This window comes from Bifidobacterium moraviense, from assembly GCF_012932365.1.
GTDB classification, from domain to species: domain Bacteria; phylum Actinomycetota; class Actinomycetes; order Actinomycetales; family Bifidobacteriaceae; genus Bifidobacterium; species Bifidobacterium moraviense.
Genome location: NZ_JAAIIH010000001.1, coordinates 450,649 through 477,069, shown reverse-complemented (window position 1 = coordinate 477,069; position 26,421 = coordinate 450,649). Strand labels below are relative to the sequence as shown.

Below are 26,421 nucleotides of genomic sequence, written 5' to 3'. Positions count from 1 at the left end.
AGAGCGCATCATGGCCAACAGCACCTCCGCATCCGTGCTCTTCGACGAGCCCGGCCCCAAGGGCCGCCGCAAGATCCTCGTCGCCAACGTCATCGGCACCCTCCTGCTCCTCGGCCTGCTCGCCGCGGTGCTCTACCGTCTCGCCAACCCGCCGCAGGGCCAGAACCAGCTGAGCTGGGAGCTGTGGGAGCCCGCGGTCAACGGCGAGGCGTGGGCGGACTTCTACCTGCCCGGCCTGTTCAAGACGCTCGAGGCGTCCGTCATCGCCATCGTCGGCGCCGTGGTGTTCGGCATCGTGTTCGGCATCGGCCGACTGCTCAACTTCTGGCCCGTCAAGCTCGTCTCGTCCGTGATCGTGGAGTTCTGCCGCGCCGTGCCGGTGCTGCTGTTCATGATCTTCCTGTGGCGTGGCTTCTCGTTCATGGGCATGAGCGACGACGCGTCCTTCTGGGCCGTGGTGTGGGGCCTGATCCTCTACAACGGCTCCGTGGTGGCCGAGCTCGTGCGCTCCGGCGTGGGCAACCTGCCCAAGGGCCAGCACGAGGCCGCCGTGGCGCTGGGCATGGGCCCGGTGCGCGCCCTGATGAGCGTCGAGGTGCCGCAGGCCCTCATCGCCATGCTGCCTGCGCTGATCACCCAGCTCGTGGTGGTCCTCAAGGACACGGCGCTCGGCTCGATCATCATGTACACCGATCTGCTGCAGGAGTCCCGCCGTCTGGGATCCATGTACTTCAACATGCTGCAGGCGCTCGTGGTGGCCGGCGTGATCTACTTCATCCTCAGCTACCTGCTCTCCAAGCTCTCGGAGACGCTGCCCGCTCGCATGCAGCGCCGCACGATGGGCATCGCCAAGGCCCCGGTGCAAGCCCCGATCGCCATCATGGACCCCACCAACGTGCCGGCGCAGGAGCGCGCGCAGGAGCGCGAGCGTCCGCAGGGCGGCGTCGAGCCGCTCTACCCGGACCACTACCACGGCTCCAACGCGGTGACCGAGGACTGGAGGACCTCGCACCTCGAGCACGGCCACGATCCCAAGCATCCGGACATGAAGCCGAAGCTGTTCAGGAAGTAGCCGGCGGCGCCCCGCGCGCCTCCTCCCTACGCATCCGGCCCCCGACCGCACGCGAACCCGCGCACGGCGGGGGCTTTCGTTATGTGATACGTCACACGGGCGTGTCCAAGCGCGACACAATAATCGTGGCTTATGAGTGACAACGAGAATCACAACGAATCCGCCGTGCCCGAGGAGCCCGCGTTCCGCTACAACGCCGCCCTCGCGCAGGACATCGAAACCAAGTGGCAGAAGATCTGGGACGACGAGGGCACGTTCTGGGCCGCCAACGTCCACGGCGACCTCAAGGACGGCAAGGGCCGCAACGCCGAGGGGCGCCCCGCCTACTTCGCCATGGACATGTTCCCGTACCCGTCCGGCAAGGGCCTGCACGTGGGCCATCCGCTCGGCTATCTCGCCACCGACGTGGTCTCCCGCTACCACCGCATGAAGGGCGAGAACGTGCTGCACGCCATGGGCTACGACGCGTTCGGCCTGCCCGCCGAGCAGTACGCCGTGCAGACCGGCCAGCATCCGCGCATCACCACCGAGGCGAACATCGCCAACATGTCCCGCCAGCTGCACCGCATGGGCCTGAGCTTCGACAACCGCCGCACGTTCGCCACCATCGACCCCGGCTACGTGCGCTGGACGCAGTGGATCTTCTCGCGCATCTACGACTCCTGGTACGACGACGAGGCCACCAACCGCGACGGCGGCAAGGGCTGCGCCCGCCCGATCGCCACGCTGGTCGAGCAGTTCGAGTCCGGCAGGCGCGCCATCCCCGGCCACGAGGGCCGGGCGTGGGGCGACCTGACCGCCGCCGAGCAGGCCGACGTGCTCAACGACTTCCGCATCGCCTACATCTCCAAGTCCCCGGTGAACTGGTGCCCGGGACTCGGCACCGTGCTCGCCAACGAGGAGGTCACCGCCGAAGGCAAGTCCGAGCGTGGCAACTTCCCGGTGTTCCAGCGCGAGCTCAAGCAGTGGTCCATGCGCATCACCGCGTACGGCCACCGCCTCATCCACGACCTCGACGGCATCGACTGGCCGGAGAAGGTCAAGCTCATGCAGCGCAACTGGATCGGCGAGTCCCACGGCGCGTCCGTGCACTTCGCGGTGGAGACCCCGAACGGCGAGCGCGACATGGAGATCTACACCACGCGTCCGGACACGCTCTTCGGCACCACGTTCGCCGTCGTCTCCCCGGAGCACCACCTGCTCGAGGACGTGCCCGCCGAGTGGCCGGCCGGCATCCCCGAATCGTGGAAGGGCGGCTATGCGACGCCCGTCGAAGGCGTGAAGGCGTACCGTCTGGCCGCCGAGGCGAAGACCGCGAAGGACCGCGTGGACGAGGGCGGCGAGAAGACCGGCCTGTTCACCGGCTTGTACGCCGTCAACCCGATCACCGGCGCGAAGCTGCCGCTGTTCACCGCCGACTACGTGCTCATGGACTACGGCACCGGCGCCATCATGGCCGTGCCGGGCGGCGACCAGCGCGACTACGACTTCGCCGCGAAGTTCGGCCTGCCGGTCATCTACACCGTCCAGCCGCTGCCCGAATCCGGCGACGATCTGGCGAACTACGAAGGCAAGGCGCCGTTCGTCTCGCACGACGGCATCGTCATCAACTCGTCCCTCGAGGCCACGAAGGCCAAGGGCGACGCGCTGAGCCTCGACGGCCTGCGCGTGGACGAGGCCATCGAGAAGGTCAACGCGTGGCTCGAATCCGCCGGCGTGGGCAAGGGCACCGTGAGCTACCGCCTGCGCGACTGGCTGTTCAGCCGCCAGCGCTACTGGGGCGAGCCGTTCCCGATCGTCTACGGCGAGGACGGCACGCCGCACCTGCTGCCCGACTCCATGCTGCCGATCAACCTGCCCGACGTGCCCGACTACGAGCCGCGCACGTTCGATCCGATGGACGCGGAGTCCAACCCCGAGGCGCCGCTGAGCCGCAACGAGGACTGGGTGAAGGTCACGCTCGATCTGGGCGACGGCGAGAAGACCTACTACCGCGACACGAACACGATGCCGAACTGGGCCGGCTCCTGCTGGTACTACATGCGCTACATCGACCCCACCGACACGAAGCACATGGTCGAGTCCGACGAGTTCGACTACTGGATGGGCCCGAACCACAACAAGTACTCGGGCGCCGAGGGCGGCGTGGACCTGTACGTGGGCGGCGTGGAGCACGCGGTGCTGCACCTGCTGTACTCGCGCTTCTGGCACAAGGTGCTCTACGATCTGGGCTACGTGGACTCCGCCGAGCCGTTCCACAAGCTGTTCAACCAGGGCATGATCCAGGCGTACGCCTACACCGACGACCGCGGCCAGTACGTGCCGGCCGACGAGGTCGAGGAGGGCCCGGCCGGCCCGGACGGCGAGCCGACGTTCACGTGGCACGGCGAGCACGCCAACCGCGAGTTCGGCAAGATGGGCAAGAGCCTGAAGAACATCGTCACCCCGGACTACATGTACGAGAACTACGGCGCCGACACGTTCCGCCTGTACGAGATGAGCATGGGCCCGCTGGCCGAGTCCCGTCCGTGGAACACGCGCAACGTGGTGGGCGGCATGCGCTTCCTGCAGCGCCTGTGGCGCAACGTGATCGACGAGACCACCGGCGAGGCGCACGTGACCGACGACGCGCTGGACGCCAAGACGCTCAAGCTCCTCAACAACACGATCGCCGACGTGACCGTGGAGATGGAGGGCATGCGCCCGAACACCGCCATCGCCAAGCTCATCGTGCTCAACAACCACCTGACCTCCCTCAAGGCCGTGCCTCGCGCCGCCGTCGAGCCGCTGATCCTCATGCTCGCGCCGATCGCCCCGCACATCTGCGAGGAGATGTGGCAGCGCCTCGGCCATAGCGAGTCGCTCACCTACGAGCCGTGGCCGGTTGCCGACGAGCGCTACGTGGGCCAGGACACGGTGACCGCCGTGGTGCAGATCAAGGGCAAGGTGCGCGCCAAGCTGGAGGTCTCGCCGGACATCGACCCGGCCGAGCTGGAGAAGCTGGCGCTCGAGGCCGTGGCGTCCCGTCTGGGAGGCAAGGAGCCGCGCAAGGTGATCGTCAAGGCACCGAAGATCGTCTCCATCGTGCCCGCGGAGTGACCGTTCCGCGGCTACGCTCTCGGCGAACCCCGTCCGCGTCATGCGGGCGGGGTTCGCCGCGTTTCCGGGCCCCGCGCACGTTCGACCACGGTCCCGCGCCGATTCGTTCCGCGCGTCGCCGGCGGCCCATAGTGGACGGATGAACGATGACGATGGATTCGGCGGAGACTGGGCGCGTCTGCTCGCCGTGACGGATGGGGGAACGACGCTCCGGCGGACGGTTCCGGCGCCCGCGTCCGCGCCGCCTCCGCCGCCTTCGTTCGCCCTTCCTCCGGACACGGAGGAGACGGCGGCCCCGCCGATGCCGTCCATGCTCGGCCGGCTTTCCGGCGTGGGATCGCATGACGGCGAGGAGCGCGCCATCCCCTTCGCGACCGCGGGACCGCGCCGCGACGCGGGGCCCGACGCGGATCCGGACGAAGGGCGCGGCAGGGCGGGCTCCGGACGGGCGGGAGACGGCCGTGCCCGGAGTTCGCCGCTGCGATCCGCCCCCAGACTGCGCCTGAACGCGGTGCATGCCGTCGTCATCGTGCTGCTGCTCGTCACGGCGCTGTCCGCCTCGCTGACCATGCTGCTGCAGCAGTCCGTGGCCATGTCGTCGATGGAACGCGAACGGGTCGCGGCGATGGGAGACAGCGCGGGGGATCCGGCCGGGACGGCGCGGACCTCGCCGGACGTCGATTCCCCGGTGCCGTCCGCGGACGCGCCGGAACCCGCCGGCGGGGCCGCCGCCACGGTCACGGTCACGGCGACGCCGCAGCCGGACGGCGCCGCGGGCGGCGGAACGTCCCCCGGTCCGGCGACGGCGACGCCGGACGACGGCAGGATCGACATCAACACGGCAAGCGCCGACGAACTCGACGGCGTGACCGGCATCGGCCCCGCCATCGCCCGGCGCATCGTGGACCACCGGGAGCGGCACGGACGGTTCTCGAGCGTCGACGACCTGCTGGACGTGCCGGGCATCGGGGCCAAGACGCTGGCGAAGATGCGCGACGAGCTGGTGGCGCGATGAGACGGGAACGGGGAACGCGAATGCGCCAGCTGCGGGGGCTTCGGGCCCGGTACGGCGAACGGGAGCGCGGGAGCCGCGACTGGCGTCTGCTGCCCGTGGCCGCGTGCGTATGGGGCGTCACGCTGGCGTGCCCGTCGGATCCGCTCTCCGTCCTCGGCGGCTCGTCCGCCGGACGGCCCGTCGCCATCGCCGCCTGCGCCGTCGCGTGCCTGTGCGCGCTCGCCGCCGCGGGAGCACGTCGTCTGCCGCACGCGGCGGCGCTTGCCACGGCCGTGCTGGCCGCGGCGCTGTCTGTGCAGATGCACGCGACGGTCGCCGCGCACGACATCGCGGCATGGTCGCTCGGACAGGGAACGTCGTCGGTCGTCGCCGTCGTGCGCATCCGGACCCCGGCCGTCACCTCCGACCGACGTGATGCCGACTGCCGCACCGAAGCGAGACTGGAGACGCTGTTGTCGCGCGGCGTCATGGCGTCGTCGCGCGCCGAGACGCGCGTCTACGCCGAAGGGACGGCCTGCGCGCTGCATCAGGGCGCCGCGTATCTGGTGCGCGGCACGCTTGAGACGCCGCGGTTCGGCACGGCGCGCTCGTGGCTCACGCTCGACGTCGGTTCGCCTCCGGTCGAGATCGCCGCCGCAGCGCCGCCGCGACGCGTCGTGCACGCCATGCAGGCGGCGTTCATCCACGTCACGCAGCGTCTGGACGATCAGGGACAGGTGCTCGTCCCCGGACTGACGCTCGGCATCCTCGGCAGCGGCGTGGCCGACCCCTCCATGCGCGACGATGCGGTCGAACCGGTGGACGGGACGTATGCCGCGCAGGTCGAGGAATGGTTCCGCACGGCCGGCATCATGCACCTCATGGCCGTCTCCGGCGGGCACTTCGCCGTGATCGGCACGCTGATCAGACGGCTGTGCGCGCTGCTGCGGCTGCCGCGTCCCGTCGCGGCCGCCTGCACCGCATCCGGATACGCCGCGCTCGCCGCGGCGATGATGCCCACGGATTCGGTGATGCGCGCCATGGTCATGGGATCCGTGGGCGCGTGTGCGTTTCTCGTCGGCCGACGCGGCCAGGGGATGAGCATGCTGTGCGTCACGGTCACGGCGGCGCTGATCGTGGACCCGGCGCTGGCGCGCAGCCTGGGGTTCGCGCTGTCGTGCGCGGCGGTGCTGGGCATCCTGTGGTGGGCGCGGCCGCTCGGCGAGAGCCTGGGCGCGCATCTGCCCGCCGCCGTCGCGGAGCCGCTCGCCACCACCCTTGCCGCGCAGGCGCTGACCCTGCCGCTGCAGATCCTGCTGGAACCCGAGCTGCCGCTGCTCTCGCCGGTCGCGAACCTGCTGACCGCGCCCGTGGTGACCGCCTCCACGCTGGCCGGGCTCGGTTCGCTCGTCGTCTGCGCGTGGGCGCCGTGGCTGGGCCATCCGCTCGCGTGGCTCGCAGGATGCGGCACGGCGGTCATGGAACGGATCGCCGCATGGTGCGCCGACGCGCCCGTCACTGCGCTGCCGTGGTTCGAAGGTCCCGCGGCCGCGGTCGGTCTGCTGGCCGCGGAACTGGGCGCGGTCCTCCTCTGTCGTCTCACGGCGCGGGCGCTGCGCGGGATCCGGGAACGATGCCGCGGAGCCGCGGAGCCGGCGACAGGGGACCCCACGTTCGGTACGCCGTACCGTCCCACGCTCCTCCTTCGGACGCGCACGTGGCTGGACGAGGGACGGCGGCTGTTGTCCAGCACGGAGGCTTGATTGGTCACTATGGCACGATCAGCAGGCAGCAGGCCCCCGTTCCGCATAGTGTTCGGCGGGGACTCGTATCTCAACGAACGGCAGGTGCGCGACCTGTGCCACGAGGCGGAGCGCGCCCGGCCGGACGCCGAGACCATCGAACTGGACGCCGCCTCCTGCGACCCCTACGCGTTCGACAAGGCCGTGAGCCCGTCGCTGCTGGCCGACACCGCCATCGTGCGCGTCAACAACCTCGCCTCCGCCGACGAGAGACTCGGCGACGCCATGGTCGCCTACGCCCGGCAGTGCGCCGCCGACCCCGCCGGCTCCAGCATCGTCATCTGCCAGCACGAAGGCGGCAACAAGGGCAAGCGGCTCGTCGACCAGCTCGTCCGGGCCGGAGCGGTTCGCGAGGAGGTCGCCGACCTCCGAAAGCCCGAGGCCAAGCTCAACTTCGTCTACCAGTGCTTCGAACGAGACGGGCGACGCGTGGACCCGCTGGCCGCCCAACAGCTCGTCAGCGTGCTAGGGGAGAAGACCGGCGAACTCGCGGCCATGTGCCACCAGCTCGCCTTCGACTTCGACGACGACCCCATGCCCATCGAACGCGTGAACCAGTATCTGACGGCCAACCCCCAGGTCACCGGATTCATGGTCGCCGACCGCGCCGTGGAGGGCAGGACCGCCGAGGCGATCATCGCCATGCGCTCCGCCGTCGAACAGGGCACGGACCCGATCGCGCTCATCGGCGCGCTCGCCATGAAGCTCAGGGCGCTCGCCAAGGCGTCCGCCGTGCGCTCCGGCGTGATCTCCAAGGCGGAGGCGAACATGAACCCGTGGGTGCTGCGCAACGCCGAACGCCAGCTCGGCGGCTGGACGTCGCAGGGCATGGGACGCTGCATCCGCACGCTCGCATGGGCGGACGAACAGAGCAAGACGAACGGAGGAGACCCGGTGTACGCGCTGGAGCGCGCCATCGAACTCATCGCGCAGAAAGGACGCCAATGAACACGGCAGCCAACGGGCAGGCCACACCGGACAAAGACGGGGACGTCGTCATCGACGTGCCCACCGACGACGACATGCGCGCATTGGGCGCGCGCGTCGCCGGACTGCTGCGTGGCGGCGACGTGCTGCTGCTGTCCGGCCCGCTCGGCGCCGGCAAGACCACGTTCGCGCAGGGCATCGGCACGGGCCTCGCCATCGCGGAGCCGATCGTCTCGCCCACGTTCACCATCGCGCGCGAGCTGAACGGCCGCTTCGCCGACGGCACGCCCGCGCACCTCGTGCACGTGGACGCCTACCGGCTGGGCGGCAGCGGTTATGCGCCCGGGCAGGACGCGGCCGACGCGCTGCTCGACGAGCTCGAATCGCTCGGCCTCGACGAGGAGCTCGAGGATCCGCAGGACGACACGGTCGTGCTCATGGAATGGGGAGAGCAGATGGCGTCCGCGCTCATCGACGACCGGCTGGAGATCCACATCGACAGGCCGGCATCCGGCGTGGCCGACGCGGACGGCGACCCCACGAGCGCGGGGACTAGAATCGTGACCCTGGTGCCCGTCAGGGGCGCATGGGCGTCGCGCATCGCGGCGCTGCGCGGCGAGGGACCGCGGAACGACGGACGGCAAACGAAGAAGGAGCAGGCATGACGGCAGCGCTGGTCATCGATACCTCGTACGGGTCCACCGTGGGCGTCGTGGGGCACGAGCCCATCGTGGAGACCGATTCGCGCACGCACGTCGAGAAGCTGCAGGTCAACATCGCGCGCGCCATCGCCGAGGCGGGGCTCGAACCGCGCGACATCGGCCACATCGTCGTGGGCGTGGGCCCGGCGCCGTTCACCGGACTCAGGGCCGGCATCGTCACCGCCAAGGCTCTCGCCTTCGCCACCGGAGCGGAGCTGACCGGGCAGGACGTCCTGGCGCCGCAGGCGCGGTGGAACGCGATCCGCCGCAGCGCGATCGCCGAGGAATCGGCATCCGACGCGGCATCCGAGATCGCGCTCACGCTCGCCGTGAACGACGCGCGCCGCCGCCAGCTGTACTTCGCGCTGTACGGTGCCCCCGCGGCGTTCGACACGCTCATCGCCATGGACATCGACTATCCCGCGTCGATCGCGCAGCGCGTCAACGCAGCCGTGGCGCAGGTGCACGCCGCGCATCCCGGCGCCGCGGTCACGGTGGACGTGGTCGGTCACGGCGCGCGGCGCTACGCGGACGCATGGCAGGATCTGGATGCGCTCGGCGACGTCGTGGACGAATCCGTGCTCGACCAAGGCGAGGCCGGCCTCAAGCTGTTCTACGCGCAGGCCGCGCTGCGCCATCGCGCCGCGCACGAGGCGGGCGAAGCTCCCGCACCGGTGGAGCCCCTGTACCTGCGCCGCCCCGACGCCGAAGTGCCCGCGCCGCTCAAGCACGTGCTCGGCCACGACGGCGCCGAAAGGAAGGACTGATGCTGCTCGCGCTGGACGATCTCGACCGCGAGACCGCCGTCGCCGCCGTGCGCGCGCTGGAGACCGAGCTGTTCGGCTGCCACGCGTGGAGCGAGCGGGCGATCCGCGACGAGCTCGCCGCGCCCGCCCGCACGTACCTGTTCGACGTACCGGACGCGGTCGGCGGGCAGGGCCGCGCCATTGCGGCGTCGGACGTGCGCGGCTTCGCCGGCTACTGGTACGACGGCGACGACGCGGAGATCATGGACGTCGGCGTGGGCAAGGCGCATCAGCGCCAGGGCATCGCGCTGGGGCTCATGCGCGCGATGATCGACCGCGCCCGGCTCGAAGGCGCACGGCGCATGCTGCTGGAGGTGGCCGTGGACAACGAGCCGGCCATCGCTCTGTACGAACGGCTGGGATTCGAACGCATCGGGCTGCGCCGACGCTACTACCAGCCCGAAGGCATCGACGCGCACGTGATGGCGCTCGAACTGGCGCCGCATCCCGTGGGATTCGCCGTGCCGCAGCGCGCGAACGACGAGCAAACGAACTGACGAAAGGAGCTTCGCAAATGAGCGAACCCGTGGTCCTTGGCATCGAATCGACCTGCGACGAGACCGCCGCCGCCATCGTGCGCGGCCGCACGCTGCTGTCTAACGTCGTCGCCTCCTCCATGGAGGAGCATGCGCGCTACGGCGGCGTGATCCCCGAGATCGCGTCGCGCGCCCACGCCGAAGCGTTCGTGCCGTGCGTCTCCAAGGCGCTCGCGGACGCGAACATGACCCTCAGGGACGTGGACGCGATCGCCGTGTCCGCGGGCCCCGGCCTCGCCGGCTGCCTCGCCGTGGGCGTCTCGGGCGCGAAGGCGCTCGCCTGGGCGGCGAACAAGCCGATCTACGGCATCAACCACGTGATCGGGCACATCGCGGTCACGCAGCTGCAGTTCGGCCCGTTCCCTCCGGACACGCTCGCGCTCATCGTCTCCGGCGGCCACACGTCGCTGCTGCACGTCGAGGACGTGGCGCGGCACATCGACGTGGTGGGCACCACGCTGGACGACGCGGCGGGGGAGTGCTTCGACAAGGTGGCGCGCCTGCTGGGCTTCCCGTACCCGGGAGGCCCGCACATCGACCGTCACGCGCAGCACGGCGATCCGCACGCCATCAAGGTGCCGCAGGGCCTGACGCAGGGTCAGGCGGGCGCGAAGCATCCGTACGACTTCAGCTTCTCGGGCGTCAAGACCGCCGTGGCGCGCTGGGTGGAAGGCCAGCAGGCCGCCGGCCGCGAGATTCCCGTGGACGACGTGTGCGCGTCGCTGGCGGACTCCGTGGCGACGGTGCTGGCCAAGAAGGCGATGCGCGGCTGCGAGCAGTACGGCTCGAAGACGCTCATCGTGGGCGGCGGGTTCTCCGCCAACTCGCAGCTGCGCGCCAAGCTCCTGGAATTCGGCGAGCGGCACGGCGTGGAGGTGCGCATCCCGCAGATCAAGCTGTGCACCGACAACGGCGCCATGGTGGCGATGCTGGGCGTCAATCTCGTGGAGGCGGGCATCGTGCCCAGCGCGCCCGACTTCGGCATCGACTCCGCCATGCCGTTGACGACGATCAGCGTGTGAGCGGCATGTGAGCTTGGCGCGACATGCCGACATGCGTGTGATTTGCATTCCGGAGGAATTGCTGTAAACTCTACTGCTTGTGTGCGGAAACGATTCCGCATGTGCCATTCCTGCGTAGCTCAGTTGGCAGAGCATCCGACTGTTAATCGGACGGTCGCTGGTTCAAGCCCAGCCGCAGGAGCTTCACCCGATCGGGTCGGCAACGGTTCGGACGGTTGATAACTGAATATTCCTGCGTAGCTCAGTTGGCAGAGCATCCGACTGTTAATCGGACGGTCGCTGGTTCAAGCCCAGCCGCAGGAGCTTCACCCGGTCGGGTCGGCAACGGTTCGGACGGTTGATAATTGAATATTCCTGCGTAGCTCAGTTGGCAGAGCATCCGACTGTTAATCGGACGGTCGCTGGTTCAAGCCCAGCCGCAGGAGCTCTCCGGAAGCCTCGGGTTCGCCCGGGGCTTTCTTGTTTTTATGGTCGACGCCGATGTCGGCTCCTCACCATCTCCCCGGCGCAAGACCGTGAACCGAACTATCCACGGTTCGTCTCATGGTTCGTCTCGATGAACGCCCCCGGACCGTCGCGACACGCCGACGTCTCCCATTCGTACACATGGTTGCCACGGCTGGACGCGGCGGTGTGCGGCGCGCCATGCTGGAAGCGGGAGATGACGAGGATATCGGGAACGGACGGATACGGGGGAGAACATGTCCCAGGATGACGAACGACTGCGGCGCAGACGCCGGTGGAGGCGCCGACGGAACCAGGACGATCGGGAGCGGATCGGAACCATGTGGCGCGCGATGCTGTGCCTCGGATCCGCGCTGTGCCTGCTGCTCGCCGTGGCGCGCGCGCCGTACGCGCTGGCCACGGGCGACGCGGCGGCGGACGAGGGGTGCCGGGCGGCGCTGTCATGGCCCGTCGGAGACGGGAACGTCGCGCCGACGATCGTGCGCGGCTTCGACGCGCCCGAACAGCCGTGGCTCGCCGGGCATCGCGGCGTGGATCTCGCGACGGCGCCGGGGGAGACGCTCAACGCGCCGGCGGACGGCGTGATCTCGTTCGCCGGGCTGGTGGCGGGCAAGCAGGTGGTGAGCATACGTCACGGGCCGCGGCTCACCACGTTCGAACCGGCCGTGGGCACGCTGGCCGTGGGTGCCTCGGTGACGCGCGGGCAGCCGTTCGCCGTGGTGGGCGAATCCGGCGACCACTGCGACGGTTCGTGCCTGCACTGGGGCGTGCGCGAAGGCGAACGGGACTACCGCGACCCGGCTGCCCTCGCCGGCACGCACCGCATCCGGCTCAGACCGGTCCGCGAACCGCCTGAGTGAACACCGCGGCCATGGGATGTCGGTAGAATCCTTGGATGGAGAGACGGCATCGTGCCGGATGACCACGAGGAGGAACATGCGCAGGGAATACACGCGCCCGCAGCCGGAGCCGATCGATGACGACAGGAACATCTTCTCAATCCTCGAGGAGCGCGCCACGCGTGCGCCCGGGGATTCGCTGGTCGAATACAAGGATGCGGACGGCACGTGGCGGTCCTTCAGCGCGGCGGAGTTCCGCGATCTGGTGATCGAACTCGCCAAGGGGCTCATCGCCAAGGGCATCAGGCCCGGAGACGCCGTGTCCGTGGTCTCCAAGACCCGCTGGGAGTGGACGGCGCTCGACCTGGCGATCATGTCCATCGGCGCGCTCACCGTGCCCGTGTACGAGACCAACTCCGCGGCGCAGGTGCGCATGATCTTCAACGACTCGAACGTCAGGATGGCGTTCGCCGAGAACGACATGCAGCGCGACAAGATCGAGTCCGTGCGCGACCAGGTCACCGATCTCGGCGACGTGTACGTGATCGAGCTCGGCGCGCTCGACGCGCTGAGGACCTTCGGCAAGTCCGTGTCCGATCAGGAGTTCCGCGACCGCGAGCGTGCGGTACGCGGCTCCGATCTCGCCACCATCGTGTACACGTCCGGCTCCACCGGCACGCCCAAGGGCATCGAGCTGACCCACGGCAGCTTCGTGTTCATCACGTACTCCGGCGTCCGTTCAATGCCGGACATCGCGATGAAGCCGAACCGTCGCCTGCTGCTGTTCCTGCCGCTGGCGCACGTGTTCGCGCGCTACATGCAGTTCTTCTGCTTCGCGGGCAACGTCACGCTCGGCCTGTCCAGCAACCTGAAGACCATCCTCGCGGACTTCGGCGCGTTCAGACCCACGTTCGTGCTCGCCGTGCCGCGCATCTTCGAGAAGATCTACAACGCGGCCTCCCAGAAGGCGGGCAAGGGGCTCAAGGGCCGTCTGTTCGCCGACGCCGCGGCCACCGCGCGCGCCTGGTCCAGGGCGCAGCAGGCGGGCGAGGGCATTCCCGCGGGACTGGCGTTCAGGCACTGGCTGTACGGCAGGCTCGTGTACTCCACCATCATGGGCGTGTTCGGCGGCCATGTGGAGTACGCGGTGTCCGGCGGCGCCCCGCTGGACTCCTCCATCGCGCACTTCTTCAACGGCGTGGGGCTTCCGCTGCTCGAGGGCTACGGCATGACCGAGACGTGCGCGCCGGCCACGGTCAACCCCACGTCCGGCTACCGCATCGGCACGATCGGCCTGCCGATGCAGGGTGTCACCGTGGGCGTGGACGACGACGGCGAGCTGTGCATCAAGGGGCCGAGCGTGTGCGCCGGATACCACAACCATCCCGAGATCACCACCAGCCAGATCGTCGACGGGTGGCTGCACACCGGCGATCTGGGCGACGTGGACGAGGACGGCTTCGTCACCATCACCGGCCGCAAGAAGGATCTCATCATCACCGCCGGCGGCAAGAACGTCTCGCCGGCCGAGCTCGAGGTGTCCGTCATGACGTCCCCGGTGGTCAACCAGTGCGTGGTCATCGGCGACCGTCGTCCGTTCGTCGCCGCGCTCGTGGCGCTCGATCTGGCGGATACCAACGCATGGCTCAGGTCGCAGGGCGCGCACGAGGTCGCCGATCTCAGGGAGGCGGCCGCCAATCCGATCGTGCGCGCCGAGGTGGAGCGCGCCGTGGACGCGGCGAACGATCAGGTGTCGCGCGCCGAGTCGATCCGCAAGTTCGAGATCCTCTCCGACGACCTCAACGAGAGCAACGGCATGGTCACGCCGAGCCTCAAGGCGCGTCGCGAGGCCATCACCGAGCGGTACCGGGGCCTGATCGACGACGTGATCTACGCCGGCAAACGCTGAGCCGGGCATGCGCATCGGCGCGGTGCGATACGGCGCCGTGCCGCACCGATGCGCCGCACCGCGTCACAGTCCCGCGTCGGCGGCGGTTACGTAGCCGGTGTCGATGAGCATGCTCTTGAGGTTCGATGCGGACACGGCCAGCTGGTCCTTCGCAATGGTGGGGACCTTGCCGTCCGCGTAGTCCGATTCGGCGACGCCGTCCAGCCGCGTGACGTCGCCGCCGGCGTTCATCGTCATGACGGCCTCGGCCAGTGCCGACGCGGTGTCCTTGCGGTTGCCGAGCGCCGTCATCCACTGCTTGCCGTTGACGATCTGCGGGATCGTGTCCACGTAGGCGCCGTAGCCGGTGACGATCGGCCACGAGACGTCGTCCGACGTCCCCTGGATGAACGGCAGGTGCAGCCCTTCGGAGTCGTCGGGACTTTCGGTGGGGGCCACGCGCGGGTCGGGCACCTTGCCGCGCTGCACGTCCACCTTGCCGGTGAGGCTGCCCACGATGCCGGAGATGGTGATCTCGGGGTTGATGTCCGCGGACGATCCGGTGTACCCCAGATCGTCCAGCGCGGAGACCACCTTCGCGGCGACCGCGTCGTTCATCGCGAGCACGCCATCGATGCGTGGATGCGAGCCGCCGTCCTTCATGCCCAGACGCTGGATGATCTCGTCCCTGCCGCCGTCGGTCCTGGAAGGGTCGAAGACCACCGCGCGCCAGTCGTCCGCGGTGCTCGCGGAGGAGAGGTACCGCGACGGGCTCACCGCGCGGCCGTCGGCGAAGTACGGGCCGAGCACGTCCCAGATGCCGCGGAACGCCTCGGAGACGAAGGCGGCGTCCACCGCCGACCCGTCCTTGCGCGTGGCGACGAAGGGGATCATCACCTCGATGTACTTCGGATTGTCCTTGCTGGTGGTGTCTAGTTCGAGCTTGCGCACCAGCTGTTCGGCCTGGATGCGGCCGATGAGCTCCGCCGTGCCGAACTGCACGAACAGGTCGGGCGTGAACCCCTGGACGTGTCCGGAGACCAGCACCACGTGCATGCCGGAGTCCTTGGCGAGCCTGAGCGCGGAGACGAGCCGTTCGCCGGCCTCGCGCGTCGCGTCGTCGGAGGACGCGGACGCAGTCGCGGATGCGGATGCCGACGCGGACGCCGTCGCCCCGTCGGAACCGGACGTCGCGTCGTCCCATGTGAGGTCCTGCCTGACGTAGTCGCCGTACTGGCGCGTCACGGCATCGGGATTCGTCACCGGGGCCACCACGAGCGTCGTGGAGGCGACGTCGCCGGCTGCTCCGGCGGCGGGGGAGGACGATGCCGAGGATTCGCTGAGCCTGCCCACCACGTAGTCCTGCACCGCCTGGCTCTGCGCCGCCAGATCGGACGAGGCGGTGACCTTCACCGCGGAGGAGTCGTAGGGGACGCCCGCCTGCGCGGCGCGGTCCTTGAGGGACTGCTGGATGTCCTTCGTCAGCGCGGCCCACTTGTTGAGCGGGGTGTTCTGGCTGAGTGTGATGCCGTCCGACGGCGTGAAGAGCGCGACCGATCCCACGGACGCCGCGGTACCAGTGGCATCCGTGCCGACCGGAGACGCGGTGACCGTGGGCGGCACGGACGCGCAGGCGCCCAGCGCCATCGACATCGCCGCGGCGGCAAGGATCGCGGTCGCACGTGTTCCCCGACGTCGTAGCGTCGCTGCTGCCGATTTCACGGATCGCACCTCGTTCGTTCAGTCAAAGCCGTCTGCGTACGCTTCAACCTTACTACCGCCCGGCCCTGCCGCCGCATCCCCGCGCGGACGGACCGAGATGCGCGAACGGCCGGGATCCTCTGCCCCGAAGGTTCGGATCCCGGCCGTCATCGTGCGGCGCCGATGCGATGGCTCGCCGAAGCGCGGCTCCGCCGTTTCGGCTGTCTGGCTTCGGCTACTTGGCCTGCTCGGCGAGTGCCTTGGCGAGGTTCTCGTCCAGCGCGTTCATGAAGCCCTCCGTGTCGAGCCACGGCTGATCGGGACCCACGAGCATGGCGAGATCCTTGGTCATCTGTCCGCCTTCGACGGTCGAGACGATCGTCTTCTCCAGCGTCTCGGCGAAGCGGCGCACCTCGGGCGTGCCGTCGAGGTCGGCGCGGTGCTTGAGGCCGCCGGTCCACGCGAAGATGGACGCGATCGGGTTGGTGGACGTCTTCTCGCCCTTCTGCCAGCGGCGGTAGTGGCGGGTCACGGTGCCGTGGGCGGCCTCGGCTTCGACGGTCTGGCCGTCCGGGGTCATGAGCACGGAGGTCATCAGGCCCAGCGAGCCGAAGCCCTGCGCGACGGAATCGGACTGCACGTCGCCGTCGTAGTTCTTGCAGGCCCAGATGTAGCCGCCGTGCCACTTGAGGGAGCTGGCGACCATGTCGTCGATCAGGCGGTGCTCGTAGGTCAGGCCCTCCGCCTCGAAGCGGTCCTTGTACTCGGTCTCGAACACCTCGGCGAAGATGTCCTTGAACTGGCCGTCGTACGCCTTGAGGATCGTGTTCTTCGTCGACAGGTACACGGGGTAGTGACGCATCAGGCCGTAGTTGAAGCAGGCGCGCGCGAAGCCGCGGATCGAGTCGTTGACGTTGTACTGCACCTGCGCCACGCCGCCGTCCTCGCCGTAGTCGTAGACCACGTGCTGGATCGGCTCGGAGCCGTCGGACGGGGTGAACGTGACGGTGAGGCGTCCGGCTCCCGGGACCTTGAAGTCGGTGGCCTTGTACTGGTCACCGAAGGCGTGGCGGGCCACGACGATCGGCTTGGTCCAGCCGGGTACCAGACGCGGGATGTTCGAGATCACGATCGGCTCGCGGAAGATGGTGCCGCCCAGGATGTTGCGGATCGTGCCGTTGGGGGACTTCCACATCTTCTTGAGGCCGAACTCCTTGACGCGCGCCTCGTCCGGGGTGATGGTGGCGCACTTGACGCCCACGTGGTACTTCTGGATCGCCCTGGCGGAGTCGACGGTGACCTGGTCGTCGGTGGCGTCGCGGTTCTCGATGCCCAGATCGTAGTAGTCGAGGTTGATGTCGAGATACGGCAGGATGAGCTTGTCCTTGATGTCCTTCCAGATGACGCGGGTCATCTCGTCGCCGTCGAGCTCGACGACCGTTCCTTCGACCTTGATCTTGCCCATGAGTCCTCCTGTGCGGTTTGAGGGGCGAATCCGCCTCCCAGCATTACCAGAAAGAATGTTTCGACTGATGACATCGCTCACCTCCCGGAGCCCCGCGGACGCCGTCCCGCGGCCGTCCTCGGGGGGAGGCTCCGCACTGCGGGATGCCGTTTCGCGTTCGTCGCAAGGCGGCATTAGCCTAGAGGCCATGTCTCAGGAAATTGAAATCGGCTTGGGCAAGAAGGCCCGCATCGGCTATTCGCTGGACGACGTCGCGATCGTCCCGTCCCGCAGGACCCGCGACCCGCAGGACGTGTCCACCTCGTGGCAGGTGGACGCCTACGAGTTCGACGTCCCGGTGATCTCGGCCCCGATGGATTCGGTGACCAGCCCCGCCACCGCGATCGAGATGGGACGTCTCGGCGCGCTCGGCGTGCTCGATCTGGAGGGTCTGTGGACCCGGTACGAGGACCCGCAGCCGCTGCTGGACGAGATCGCCGAGCTCGACGCGGACCATGCGATCGGGCGCATCCAGCAGATCTATGCCGAGCCGGTCAAGCCGGAGCTCATCACGCAGCGTCTGCACGAGATCCGCGACGCCGGCGTCACCGTGGCCGGCGCGCTCTCCCCGCAGCGCACGCAGCAGTTCTACTCCACCGTCGTGGACGCGGGCGTGGACCTGTTCGTGATCCGCGGCACCGCCGTGTCCGCCGAACACGTCTCGCAGACGCACGAGCCGCTCAACCTGAAGAAGTTCATCTACGACCTCGACGTGCCGGTCATCGTGGGCGGCGCGGCCAACTACACCGCGGCCCTGCATCTCATGCGCACGGGCGCCGCGGGCGTGCTCGTGGGATTCGGCGGCGGCGCCGTGTCCGCCACGCGCACCACGATCGGCGTGCACGCTCCGATGGCCACCGCCATCGCCGACGTGGCCGAGGCGCGCCGCGACTACATGGACGAGTCCGGCGGCCGCTACGTGCAGGTCATCGCCGACGGCGGCATGGGCGATTCCGGCAACTTCGTCAAGGCGTTCGCGCTGGGCGCCGACGCCGTCATGCTGGGCGCCCCGCTCGCCCGTGCCACCGAGGCGCCGGGCAAGGGCATGCACTGGGGCGCCGAGGCACGCCACCAGACGCTGCCGCGCGGCTACCGCGCCAACGTGGGCACCGTGGCGCCGCTCAGGCAGATCCTGTTCGGACCGAGCCATCAGGCGGACGGCCGCGTGAACTTCATCGGCGCGCTGCGCCGCGCGATGGCCTCCACCGGCTACGTGGACGTGAAGAACTTCCAGCGCTGCAACATGGTGGTCGCACCCACCTCCGCGCGCTGACGGATCGCGTCGGCGGACGGCGTCGGCGAGTTATCCACATCCGTCCACTTATGCACATCGGGCGTCCGGCGATTTGACCGGGCGCCCGCATTGCATTAGAGCTCATGGTAGGGGCCGACGGCGGCTCCACGAGCAAAGGAGCCAATCATGAGCAGCCCGGACATTTTCGAAGCGAACATCGCGTTCCCCGGGACGACGAACCCGGTGCACGTCAGGATATGCCGCTACGTGCCGGAGGACATGACGCAGCAGCGGAGCATCGCCCTCGCCTCGGCGGCGATGCAGCTGGCGCGCGTGGGCATGGACGTGGTGCTGGGACGCACGTCCGCGGACCGTCTCGCCAAGGCGGCCAACGCGGTGATCGTGCGCAAGCTCGACACCATGTCGCTGCTGTACCGCAGCTACCTGCAGCGCCGACCCGGCCTGATGCGGCGCGTCCGCGCGACCGTCACCGAGGCCGTGGGCGTCGAGGCCTTCGTCCGCAGCGCCGACCACATGGAGATGTCGGTGCATCTGCGCGTGGCCGGCAACGACTACTGGTCGTCGGTGGTCTTCGACAGGGCCGGCGGACGGTGGATGTGCACGGAGCTCGACCTGGGCTGACGCCGGTTTATAGTGGTAGGCATGCTCAAGGAGTTTGTCGAACCGTTCAAGATCACCACGACCGATGACGACACCGTCTTCTCGCTGCTCGAGCGCAGGGCGGAGCGCGGTCCGGACGACCTCATCGCGCAATGGCAGGATGACGAGACCCACCGCTGGCACGACGTCACCGCCGGGCAGATGCTGGACCGCGTCCGCCTCATCGCCAAGGGCCTGATGGCGCTCGGCGCCACCAAGGGGGAGCGGGTCATCGTCTATTCGCCCACCTGCTATTCGTGGGGCGTCGTCGACTTCGCGTGCGCGGCGATCGGCGCGGTGCTCGTGCCCATCTACGAGACGGACTCCGTCCGCCAGGCGGCGGCGATCGTGGACGAGGTGGAGCCGGTCGTCGCCTTCTGCGGGGACTTCGAGCACGCGCAGGCGCTCGAACAGATCCGCGACTCGGCCGACAACACCCTGAGGTACGTGTTCAACTTCAGGGCGGACGGACTGGACGCCGTCGCCGACTTCGGACGCGCCGTGTCCGACGCCGACCTCGACGCCGCCATCGCCGACGTGAAGGCGGACGACCTGCTGACCATCGTGTACACGTCCGGCTCCACCGGCAGGCCCAAGGGCGCCATGCTCTCCAACCGCAACTACACGCACATCGTGCTCAACGGCTACGAGATCCTGCCCAACATGCTCTACAACGACAACCGCCTGCTGCTGTTCCTGCCCCTGGCGCACTGCTTCGCGCGGTACATCCAGTACGTCGCCATCGGCGGGCACGGCGTGATCGGCTACATCCCGGGCGCCAAGCGCCTGCTCGCGGACCTGAGGAGCTTCAAGCCCACGTATCTGCTGGGCGTGCCCCGCGTGTTCGAGAAGGTCTACAACGCCGCCTCCCAGAAGGCCGGCGCCGGCATCCGGGGCCGCATCTTCTCCAAGGCGTTCAGCCACTTCGTCCGCTGGAGCAAGGACGGGCAGGAGGGGCGCGGGCACTCCCTCGCCTCCCGGATCGAGCACTCGTTCTTCATGGCCACGGTGGGCTCCTCGGTGCGTGACGCGCTCGGCCCCAACCTGCGCTTCCTCGCCTGCGGCGGCGCCCCCATCAACGTGGATCTGGCGCACTTCTTCAACGGCATGGACGGCATCACGTTCATTCAGGGCTACGGCATGACGGAGACCGCCGCGCCGATGATGGTCAACTGGGAGGACGACAACGAGGTGGGCTCCGTGGGCAAGCCGGGCCCGGGCATGGGCGTGCGCGTGGCCGAGGACGGCGAGCTGGAGGTGTGCGGCCCCAACGTGTTCATGGGCTACTGGCGCAACCCGCGGATGACGGCCGAGGTCATGGACGGCCCGACCTGGCTGAGGACCGGCGATCTGGGCGAAATCGACGACCACGGGTTCGTGTTCATCACCGGGCGCAAGAAGGACATCATCATCACCGCCGGCGGCAAGAACATCAGCCCCGCGCCCATGGAGGACATCATCGACACCTGCCCGATCGTGCAGCACGCGGTGGTGGTGGGCGACGGCAGACCGTTCGTCTCCGCGCTCATCGAGCTCGAGCCCGACATGCTGCGCAGCTGGCTGGCCGGACAGGGGCTCGACGCCGACATGCCGCTCGAGGAGGCGAAGGACAACGACGCCGTGCGCGCGTTCATCCAGCAGTACGTGGACAAGGCGAACGCCGGGGTCTCCCGCGCCGAGTCGGTGCGCAAGTTCGCCGTCCTCACCGACCAGTTCAACCAGGACGACGGCACGCTCACCCCGAGCCTGAAGGTGGTGCGCGCCAAGGTGCTGCGCCGCTACGCCGACGTGATCGAGCACGAGATCTACGTCTCCAGGTCCCCCCAGCCGCCCACCCCCGCCACCGTCAAGATCATCGACCGCACCGCGGAGACGGTCCAGCAGGTCTCCGAATCCATGCGTCAGGCGTCCGAGAACGTCAGCCCGATGGTGCGCCAGGCGCTCGACCAGGCGCGCGCCAACGTGTCGGATTCGCTTGCTAGCGTGCAGGGGAGGATGAAGCCGAGGCAGGGCGACGGCGCGGACGGCGAGTCCGACGCGCGGACGGCGGACGCCGACGACGCCGGCGCGGCCGAGGCAAGGAACGACGAGAGCAAGGAGTGACATTCCGTGACGATTCGTGAGATCAGGGTGGTGCCCGATCCGGTGCTGCGCACCCCGTGCGACGAGATCCGCGAGATCACCCCGGCCGTCAGGCGCCTGGTGCAGGATCTGCTCGACACGGTGGACGATCCGGGCCGTGCGGGTCTGTCCGCCAACCAGATCGGCGTGAGTCTGCGCGCGTTCTCCTACAACATCGACGGCAAGGTGGGCTACGTGCTCAACCCGGTGCTGGAGGAGACGAGCGGCGAGCAGTACGGCGACGAGGGGTGCCTGTCGGTGCCGGGCCTGTGGTACAAGACGCGTCGCGCCGACTACGCGCGCGTGCGCGGCATCGACCTGGACGGCAACGAGGTGGTGCTCGAGGGCAGCGGCCTGATGGGCCGCATGCTGCAGCACGAGACCGACCATCTGGACGGCCACGTGTACCTCGACCGTCTCGAGAAGGAGGAGCGCCGCGAGGCGATGCGCTACATGCGCGCGCACGCCCGCTGACGCCGTACGGCGCGTCGGGGCCCGCCCTTGGTATGGGGCGGGCCCCGTGCTATATTGAGAGTTCGTGTGCCAACCCGGCGAGAGACGCGGTCGCAGGCGTCCCGGACCACCCAACATCGTCTAGCGGCACACGCCAAATTCGCGTCATGTCCGCGACGGCCCGTGTCGGTCGGCCCTTCCCTCGGGGAGGGTTGCATACGGGTGCGCATGACCAGGCAAGAACCGACAGAAAGGTAGAGTGCAATGGCACAGATCACGATGAGCGAGATGCTCAAGGCCGGTGTCCACTTCGGTCACCAGACCCGTCGTTGGAATCCGAAGATGAAGCAGTACATCCTCATGGAGCGCAACGGCATCCACATCATCAACCTGTTCAAGTCCCTTGAACTCATCGACAAGGCCTACGACTTCATCAAGGCCACCGTCGCGCACAACGGCACCGTGCTGTTCGTCGGCACCAAGAAGCAGGCCCAGGAGGCCGTGTCCAACCAGGCCACCCGCGTGAACATGCCGTACGTGTCCGAGCGCTGGCTGGGCGGCATGCTCACCAACTTCCAGACCGTCTCCAAGCGCGTCGCCCGCCTCAAGGAGCTCGAGGAGATGGACTTCTCCGACGTGCACGGCTCCGGTCTGACCAAGAAGGAGCTGCTGCTCCTCGAGCGCGAGAAGGACAAGCTGGAGAAGCAGCTCGGCGGCATCCGCAACATGAACCGCACGCCCTCCGCCATGTTCGTCGTGGACATCAACAAGGAGGCGCTGGCCGTCGAGGAGGCCCACAAGCTGGGCATCCCGGTCGTCGCCCTCGTCGACACCAACACCGATCCCGAGTCCGTCGACTACCCGATCCCGGCCAACGACGATGCGATCCGCGGCATCGAGCTGCTCACCAGCCTGATCGCCGACGCCGTCGCCGACGGTCTGATCGAGCGCTCCGGCCAGGCCGCCAAGGCCGACGAGGCCTCCGAGCAGCCGATGGCCGCCTGGGAGAAGGACCTGCTGCAGCAGGGCGCCGCCGAGGCCCCCGCCGCCGAGGCCCCCGCCGCCGAGTCCGCCGAAGGCGAAGCCAAGGCCGAGTGAGCCCCTCGGGGTTCGTCCGCCGCTAGGATGGGAGGTGCACATGGATTGCACCTCCCGTTCCAGGGGAAAGTAATCGAGTTTTAACTCAAGGAGAGAGTTTCATGGCAGCAATTACCGCCGCACTGATCAAGCAGGTCCGCGAGGACACCGGCGCCGGCATGATGGACGTCAAGAAGGCGCTCACCGAGGCCGAAGGCGACGTGGCCCGCGCCAAGGAGATCATCCGCGCCAAGGGCATCCAGGCCGCCGGCAAGCGCGAGGGCCGCAAGGCCCAGGAGGGCACCATCGCCTCCGGCGTCGTCGAGTCCGCCGAGGGCCAGACCGGCTACGCCGTCGAGATCAACTCCGAGACCGACTTCGTGGCCAAGACCCCGAAGTTCGTCGAGTTCGCCGACTCCGTGCTGGCCGACGCCGAGAAGGCCAACGCCGGCTCCGTCGACGAGCTGCTCGCCGCCCCGTCCGCCGAGGGCACCGTCAAGGAGGCCGTCGAGGAGGCCGCCGCCCTGTTCGGCGAGCACGTCAAGGTCGGCCAGTTCGCCAAGATCGCCGGCCCGCACGTCGAGATCTACGCGCACAAGAAGTCCGCCGAGATGCCGCCGAGCATCGTCGCGATGATCGCCACCGACGAGGCCGGTGCCGCCGTCGCGCACGAGGCCGCCCTGCAGATCTCCGCCATGGGCGCCAAGTGGCTCACCCGCGAGGACGTCCCGGCCGACGTGGTCGAGTCCGAGCGCCGCGTGGCCACCGAGAAGTCCCTGGCCGAGGGCAAGCCGGAGAAGATCGTCCCCAAGATCGTCGAGGGCCGTCTGAACGCCTTCTTCAAGGAGGTCGTCCTCCTCGAGCAGCCGTTCGTCAAGGATCCGTCCAAGACCGTCGGCAAGCTGTTCGACGAGGTGGGCGGCAAGGCCTTCGGCTTCGCCCGCGTCGAGGTCGGCAAGGGCGACGAGGACTGATCGTCGACCGCAGCCGGCCGGTCGCATCCGCGAACCGGTGAGGAATCGGCCCGCGCTTTCCGCAAGGAGGGGAGCGCGGGCCGATTTCGTCGGTGTCGCTGCCGGCGTGTGTCGGCGCGGACCGATACGCTGATATGCGGTATTTGTTACGCCTGACCAATGAAAGGCACCAAGGTATGACTGGCAAAGAGGCATCAGACAATCCGCGCAGGGTCCTGCTCAAACTGTCCGGCGAGGCGTTCGGCGGCGGCAAGGTCGGCATCGACACGCACGTGGTGCGTCGCATCGCCGAGGAGATCGTCCCCGCGGTGAGCCGGGGCGTCCAGGTGGCCATCGTCGTGGGCGGCGGCAACTTCTTCCGCGGCGCCGAACTGCAGCAGGCCGGCATCGATCGCTCCCGCGGCGACTACATGGGCATGCTCGGCACCGTGATGAACTGCCTGGCGCTGCAGGACTTCCTGGAGCAGGAGGGGCAGTCCACCCGCGTGCAGACCGCCATCACCATGGGCCAGGTCGCCGAGCCGTACATCCCGCTCAAGGCCATCCGCCATCTGGAGAAGGGCCGCGTCGTGATCTTCGGCGCCGGCGCCGGCATGCCGTACTTCTCCACGGACACCGTCTCCATCCAGCGCTCCCTCGAGATCCACTGCGACGAGGTGCTCATGGGCAAGAACGGCGTCGACGGCGTGTACACCGCCGACCCGCGCAAGGACGCGGACGCCAAGCGCTTCGCCACCCTGAGCTACAAGCGCGCCCTGGTCGACAACCTCGCCGTCATGGACGCCGCCGCGCTGTCCATGGCCCGCGACAACCGCAAGCGCATCCGCGTCTTCGGACTCGAGGAGCCGGGCAACGTCACCCGCGCCCTCGTCGGCGACGAGATCGGCACGCTGGTCTCCACCGCCGAATCCACCCTCGCCGAGTGACGAAGCCGTCGCCCGCCAAGAACCAACCAATCCGCACAACAACCAGCAAGGAGCACCACATGGCTACCGTCATCGATCAGGCCAAGGAACAGATGGCCAAGACCGTCGAGAACACCAAGGAGAACTTCTCCGGCATCCGCACCGGCCGCGCCAACCCGGCCCTGCTCAACGGCATCACCGTCGACTACTACGGCTCGCCCACGCCCATCAAGGCCGTCGCCTCCATCGGCGTGCCGGAGCCGCGCACCCTGGCCGTCACCCCGTTCGACAAGTCTCAGGCCGCGGCCGTGGAGAAGGCCATCCGCGACTCCGACCTCGGCGTGAGCCCCAACCGCGACGGCAACGTCATCCGCGTCACCCTGCCCGAGCTGACCGAGGAGCGCCGCAAGGAGTACGTGAAGCTCGCCAAGGGCAAGGCCGAGGACGGCAAGGTCGCGGTGCGCAACATCCGCCGCAAGGCCAAGGAGTCCATCGACAAGGCCGTCAAGGACGGCGACATGGGCGAGGACGACGGCGACCGCCTGCTCAAGGAGCTCGACAAGGTCACCAAGTCCACCACGGACGAGATCGACGCCCTGCTCGAGACCAAGCAGAAGGAGATCCTCGAGGTCTGAGCCGGCCCGCGCCGCACCTCCGAACCCCGCATCATCATGGACCAGCACGATCAGTTAGCCACGATCAACAAGCGCACCGGACGCAACATGCCCCAGGCCATCGCGACCGGGGCGCTGCTCGTCGCGATCATCCTCGCATGCCTCGCCATACGCATCGACGCGTTCGTCATGCTGATCGTGCTGTTCATGATATTGGGGCTGTGGGAGCTCAGGATCGACTTCGCCACCGTGGGGCTGCACATCCCCGTGGCGGCGCTGTGGGTCTGCTCCTCGGCCACCATGCTCGCCACCTACTACGCGCCGTGGCACTTCGCCGCGATGTCGATCGGCGTCATGGCCACCATCGTGGTCGCGCTGCCGTGCTCCACGGCGCGACTGAGCTTCGGTACGCGCGTGCCCATGGCGGTGGCGCGCAAGCTCTCGGCCGCGGACGCCGCGATCAGGCTCGAGTCCTCGTTCAACCACGACGACGAGCCGCCCCGGGCGTCGCGCCTCGCCAACGTCGGCGTCACCCTGCTGACCATCCTCTACCTCGAGGTGCTGGCCTGCTACCTCATCTTCCCGCTCACGTTCGGCGGCCACCCCATGGCGCACGCCATCATGAGCGTCTTCCTGCCGGCCCTGTCCGACACGGGCGGCCTGTTCTTCGGCGCCGCGTTCGGCCGCCACAAGCTCTCGCCGCGCATCAGCCCCAAGAAGTCGTACGAGGGCCTCGCCGGGTCCATGCTCTTCGCCATGGCCGGCGCGTTCGCGATCTTCGCCTGCACGTACGACGCCCCGATGTGGGCCTCGCGCTGGTGGATGCCCGTGGTGCTCGGCGTCACCGTGGGCGTCGTGGGCACGTACGGCGACCTGTGCGCCTCCATGATCAAGCGCGACCTCGGCATCAAGGACATGGGACACCTGCTCAAGGGGCACGGCGGCGTGCTCGACCGCGTCGACTCCATCCTCATGTGCGCGCCCCTCATCGCGCTGCTGCTCTACGTCAGCGGTCTGTGAGACCGTG

Annotated in this window: 22 protein-coding genes and 3 tRNA genes; 23 read left to right on the top strand and 2 right to left on the bottom strand. The window is 68.7% G+C overall.

Annotated features, from left to right (window positions below; translation table 11 throughout):
* The first annotated feature begins 10 nt into the window (after positions 1-10).
* From G1C96_RS02150 to G1C96_RS02085, 14 genes are all read left to right on the top strand, one after another.
* Complete coding sequence (locus G1C96_RS02150; protein ID WP_169274984.1) at positions 11-1,072, top strand: amino acid ABC transporter permease; 1,062 nt, start codon at positions 11-13, stop codon at positions 1,070-1,072.
* A gap of 132 nt (positions 1,073-1,204) precedes the next feature.
* Positions 1,205-4,171 (top strand): leucine--tRNA ligase, encoded by a 2,967-nt coding sequence (gene leuS, locus G1C96_RS02145; RefSeq protein WP_169274983.1) that lies wholly within the window; start codon positions 1,205-1,207, stop codon positions 4,169-4,171.
* 301 nt (positions 4,172-4,472) lie between these two features.
* Complete coding sequence (locus G1C96_RS02140) at positions 4,473-5,186, top strand: ComEA family DNA-binding protein (protein WP_205831992.1); 714 nt, start codon at positions 4,473-4,475, stop codon at positions 5,184-5,186.
* A gap of 20 nt (positions 5,187-5,206) precedes the next feature.
* Complete coding sequence (locus G1C96_RS02135) at positions 5,207-6,928, top strand: ComEC/Rec2 family competence protein (RefSeq protein ID WP_169274981.1); 1,722 nt, start codon at positions 5,207-5,209, stop codon at positions 6,926-6,928.
* A gap of 9 nt (positions 6,929-6,937) precedes the next feature.
* Complete coding sequence (gene holA, locus G1C96_RS02130) at positions 6,938-7,915, top strand: DNA polymerase III subunit delta (RefSeq protein WP_169274980.1); 978 nt, start codon at positions 6,938-6,940, stop codon at positions 7,913-7,915.
* Positions 7,912-8,559, top strand: a complete 648-nt coding sequence (gene tsaE / locus G1C96_RS02125) for a tRNA (adenosine(37)-N6)-threonylcarbamoyltransferase complex ATPase subunit type 1 TsaE (RefSeq protein ID WP_169274979.1) — start codon at positions 7,912-7,914, stop codon at positions 8,557-8,559. The genes holA and tsaE overlap by 4 nt, the downstream gene beginning before the upstream one ends.
* The gene (gene tsaB / locus G1C96_RS02120; RefSeq protein ID WP_169274978.1) at positions 8,556-9,362 is read left to right on the top strand and encodes a tRNA (adenosine(37)-N6)-threonylcarbamoyltransferase complex dimerization subunit type 1 TsaB; all 807 of its coding nucleotides are present in this window, start codon (positions 8,556-8,558) and stop codon (positions 9,360-9,362) included. The genes tsaE and tsaB overlap by 4 nt, the downstream gene beginning before the upstream one ends.
* Positions 9,362-9,898: a ribosomal protein S18-alanine N-acetyltransferase gene (rimI, locus tag G1C96_RS02115; protein ID WP_169274977.1), complete on the top strand. Its 537-nt coding sequence runs from the start codon at positions 9,362-9,364 to the stop codon at positions 9,896-9,898. The genes tsaB and rimI overlap by 1 nt, the downstream gene beginning before the upstream one ends.
* A 17-nt stretch (positions 9,899-9,915) precedes the next feature.
* Positions 9,916-10,959 carry a tRNA (adenosine(37)-N6)-threonylcarbamoyltransferase complex transferase subunit TsaD gene (gene tsaD / locus G1C96_RS02110; protein ID WP_169274976.1) on the top strand — a complete coding sequence of 348 codons (1,044 nt, stop codon included), beginning with the start codon at positions 9,916-9,918 and terminating at the stop codon, positions 10,957-10,959.
* Between the two features lie 108 nt (positions 10,960-11,067).
* Positions 11,068-11,140: transfer RNA gene (locus G1C96_RS02105), tRNA-Asn, on the top strand.
* A 49-nt stretch (positions 11,141-11,189) separates the two neighbouring features.
* Positions 11,190-11,262 (top strand) — tRNA-Asn (locus G1C96_RS02100).
* Positions 11,263-11,311: 49 nt separating this feature from the next.
* Positions 11,312-11,384, top strand: a tRNA-Asn gene (locus G1C96_RS02095).
* Between the two features lie 360 nt (positions 11,385-11,744).
* The gene (locus G1C96_RS02090; protein WP_169274975.1) at positions 11,745-12,284 is read left to right on the top strand and encodes a peptidoglycan DD-metalloendopeptidase family protein; all 540 of its coding nucleotides are present in this window, start codon (positions 11,745-11,747) and stop codon (positions 12,282-12,284) included.
* Between the two features lie 76 nt (positions 12,285-12,360).
* Entirely contained in the window at positions 12,361-14,172 is a 1,812-nt protein-coding gene (locus tag G1C96_RS02085; RefSeq protein ID WP_169274974.1) for an AMP-dependent synthetase/ligase, read from the top strand.
* A gap of 63 nt (positions 14,173-14,235) precedes the next feature.
* Here G1C96_RS02085 and G1C96_RS02080 read toward each other — a convergent pair whose 3' ends face one another.
* Positions 14,236-15,873, bottom strand: a complete 1,638-nt coding sequence (locus tag G1C96_RS02080) for a substrate-binding domain-containing protein (RefSeq protein WP_335341904.1) — start codon at positions 15,871-15,873, stop codon at positions 14,236-14,238.
* Positions 15,874-16,087: 214 nt separating this feature from the next.
* Positions 16,088-17,317, bottom strand: coding sequence for an NADP-dependent isocitrate dehydrogenase (locus G1C96_RS02075; protein WP_169274973.1), 1,230 nt, complete (start codon positions 17,315-17,317; stop codon positions 16,088-16,090).
* A gap of 187 nt (positions 17,318-17,504) precedes the next feature.
* Between G1C96_RS02075 and G1C96_RS02070 the strand changes: the two genes are divergently transcribed.
* The 9 genes from G1C96_RS02070 (at position 17,505) to G1C96_RS02030 (ending at position 26,414) form a co-directional block, all read left to right on the top strand.
* Positions 17,505-18,629 (top strand): GuaB3 family IMP dehydrogenase-related protein, encoded by a 1,125-nt coding sequence (locus tag G1C96_RS02070; protein ID WP_169274972.1) that lies wholly within the window; start codon positions 17,505-17,507, stop codon positions 18,627-18,629.
* 147 nt (positions 18,630-18,776) lie between these two features.
* Positions 18,777-19,232 carry a hypothetical protein gene (locus G1C96_RS02065; protein ID WP_169274971.1) on the top strand — a complete coding sequence of 152 codons (456 nt, stop codon included), beginning with the start codon at positions 18,777-18,779 and terminating at the stop codon, positions 19,230-19,232.
* A gap of 21 nt (positions 19,233-19,253) precedes the next feature.
* Positions 19,254-21,353 (top strand): AMP-dependent synthetase/ligase, encoded by a 2,100-nt coding sequence (locus tag G1C96_RS02060; RefSeq protein WP_169274970.1) that lies wholly within the window; start codon positions 19,254-19,256, stop codon positions 21,351-21,353.
* Positions 21,354-21,359: 6 nt separating this feature from the next.
* Complete coding sequence (locus G1C96_RS02055; protein WP_169274969.1) at positions 21,360-21,845, top strand: peptide deformylase; 486 nt, start codon at positions 21,360-21,362, stop codon at positions 21,843-21,845.
* 243 nt (positions 21,846-22,088) lie between these two features.
* Positions 22,089-22,922 (top strand): 30S ribosomal protein S2, encoded by an 834-nt coding sequence (gene rpsB / locus G1C96_RS02050; RefSeq protein ID WP_169274968.1) that lies wholly within the window; start codon positions 22,089-22,091, stop codon positions 22,920-22,922.
* A 101-nt stretch (positions 22,923-23,023) separates the two neighbouring features.
* A complete protein-coding gene (tsf, locus tag G1C96_RS02045; RefSeq protein ID WP_169274967.1) occupies positions 23,024-23,875 on the top strand; it encodes a translation elongation factor Ts in 852 nt (283 codons plus the stop codon).
* A gap of 176 nt (positions 23,876-24,051) precedes the next feature.
* Positions 24,052-24,801, top strand: a complete 750-nt coding sequence (gene pyrH, locus G1C96_RS02040; protein WP_169274966.1) for a UMP kinase — start codon at positions 24,052-24,054, stop codon at positions 24,799-24,801.
* 59 nt (positions 24,802-24,860) lie between these two features.
* Positions 24,861-25,415 (top strand): ribosome recycling factor, encoded by a 555-nt coding sequence (frr, locus tag G1C96_RS02035; RefSeq protein WP_169274965.1) that lies wholly within the window; start codon positions 24,861-24,863, stop codon positions 25,413-25,415.
* A gap of 36 nt (positions 25,416-25,451) precedes the next feature.
* On the top strand, positions 25,452-26,414 hold the full coding sequence (locus tag G1C96_RS02030) for a phosphatidate cytidylyltransferase (RefSeq protein ID WP_169274964.1): 963 nt from the start codon (positions 25,452-25,454) through the stop codon (positions 26,412-26,414).
* The last annotated feature ends 7 nt before the right edge of the window (positions 26,415-26,421 follow it).

Bases quoted from the DNA above. Each gene is read 5' to 3' on its own strand.
- G1C96_RS02065 (WP_169274971.1), top strand. From the start codon at position 18,777: ATGAGCAGCCCGGACATTTTCGAAGCGAACATCGCGTTCCCCGGGACG.
- leuS (WP_169274983.1), top strand. From the start codon at position 1,205: ATGAGTGACAACGAGAATCACAACGAATCCGCCGTGCCCGAGGAGCCC.
- G1C96_RS02135 (WP_169274981.1), top strand. From the start codon at position 5,207: ATGCGCCAGCTGCGGGGGCTTCGGGCCCGGTACGGCGAACGGGAGCGC.
- tsaB (WP_169274978.1), top strand. From the start codon at position 8,556: ATGACGGCAGCGCTGGTCATCGATACCTCGTACGGGTCCACCGTGGGC.
- G1C96_RS02060 (WP_169274970.1), top strand. From the start codon at position 19,254: ATGCTCAAGGAGTTTGTCGAACCGTTCAAGATCACCACGACCGATGAC.
- rimI (WP_169274977.1), top strand. From the start codon at position 9,362: ATGCTGCTCGCGCTGGACGATCTCGACCGCGAGACCGCCGTCGCCGCC.
- tsf (WP_169274967.1), top strand. From the start codon at position 23,024: ATGGCAGCAATTACCGCCGCACTGATCAAGCAGGTCCGCGAGGACACC.
- G1C96_RS02085 (WP_169274974.1), top strand. From the start codon at position 12,361: ATGCGCAGGGAATACACGCGCCCGCAGCCGGAGCCGATCGATGACGAC.
- G1C96_RS02070 (WP_169274972.1), top strand. From the start codon at position 17,505: ATGTCTCAGGAAATTGAAATCGGCTTGGGCAAGAAGGCCCGCATCGGC.
- G1C96_RS02150 (WP_169274984.1), top strand. From the start codon at position 11: ATGGCCAACAGCACCTCCGCATCCGTGCTCTTCGACGAGCCCGGCCCC.
- frr (WP_169274965.1), top strand. From the start codon at position 24,861: ATGGCTACCGTCATCGATCAGGCCAAGGAACAGATGGCCAAGACCGTC.
- G1C96_RS02030 (WP_169274964.1), top strand. From the start codon at position 25,452: ATGGACCAGCACGATCAGTTAGCCACGATCAACAAGCGCACCGGACGC.
- tsaD (WP_169274976.1), top strand. From the start codon at position 9,916: ATGAGCGAACCCGTGGTCCTTGGCATCGAATCGACCTGCGACGAGACC.
- G1C96_RS02140 (WP_205831992.1), top strand. From the start codon at position 4,473: ATGCCGTCCATGCTCGGCCGGCTTTCCGGCGTGGGATCGCATGACGGC.
- holA (WP_169274980.1), top strand. From the start codon at position 6,938: ATGGCACGATCAGCAGGCAGCAGGCCCCCGTTCCGCATAGTGTTCGGC.
- tsaE (WP_169274979.1), top strand. From the start codon at position 7,912: ATGAACACGGCAGCCAACGGGCAGGCCACACCGGACAAAGACGGGGAC.
- G1C96_RS02090 (WP_169274975.1), top strand. From the start codon at position 11,745: ATGTGGCGCGCGATGCTGTGCCTCGGATCCGCGCTGTGCCTGCTGCTC.
- pyrH (WP_169274966.1), top strand. From the start codon at position 24,052: ATGACTGGCAAAGAGGCATCAGACAATCCGCGCAGGGTCCTGCTCAAA.
- rpsB (WP_169274968.1), top strand. From the start codon at position 22,089: ATGGCACAGATCACGATGAGCGAGATGCTCAAGGCCGGTGTCCACTTC.
- G1C96_RS02075 (WP_169274973.1), bottom strand. From the start codon at position 17,317: ATGGGCAAGATCAAGGTCGAAGGAACGGTCGTCGAGCTCGACGGCGAC.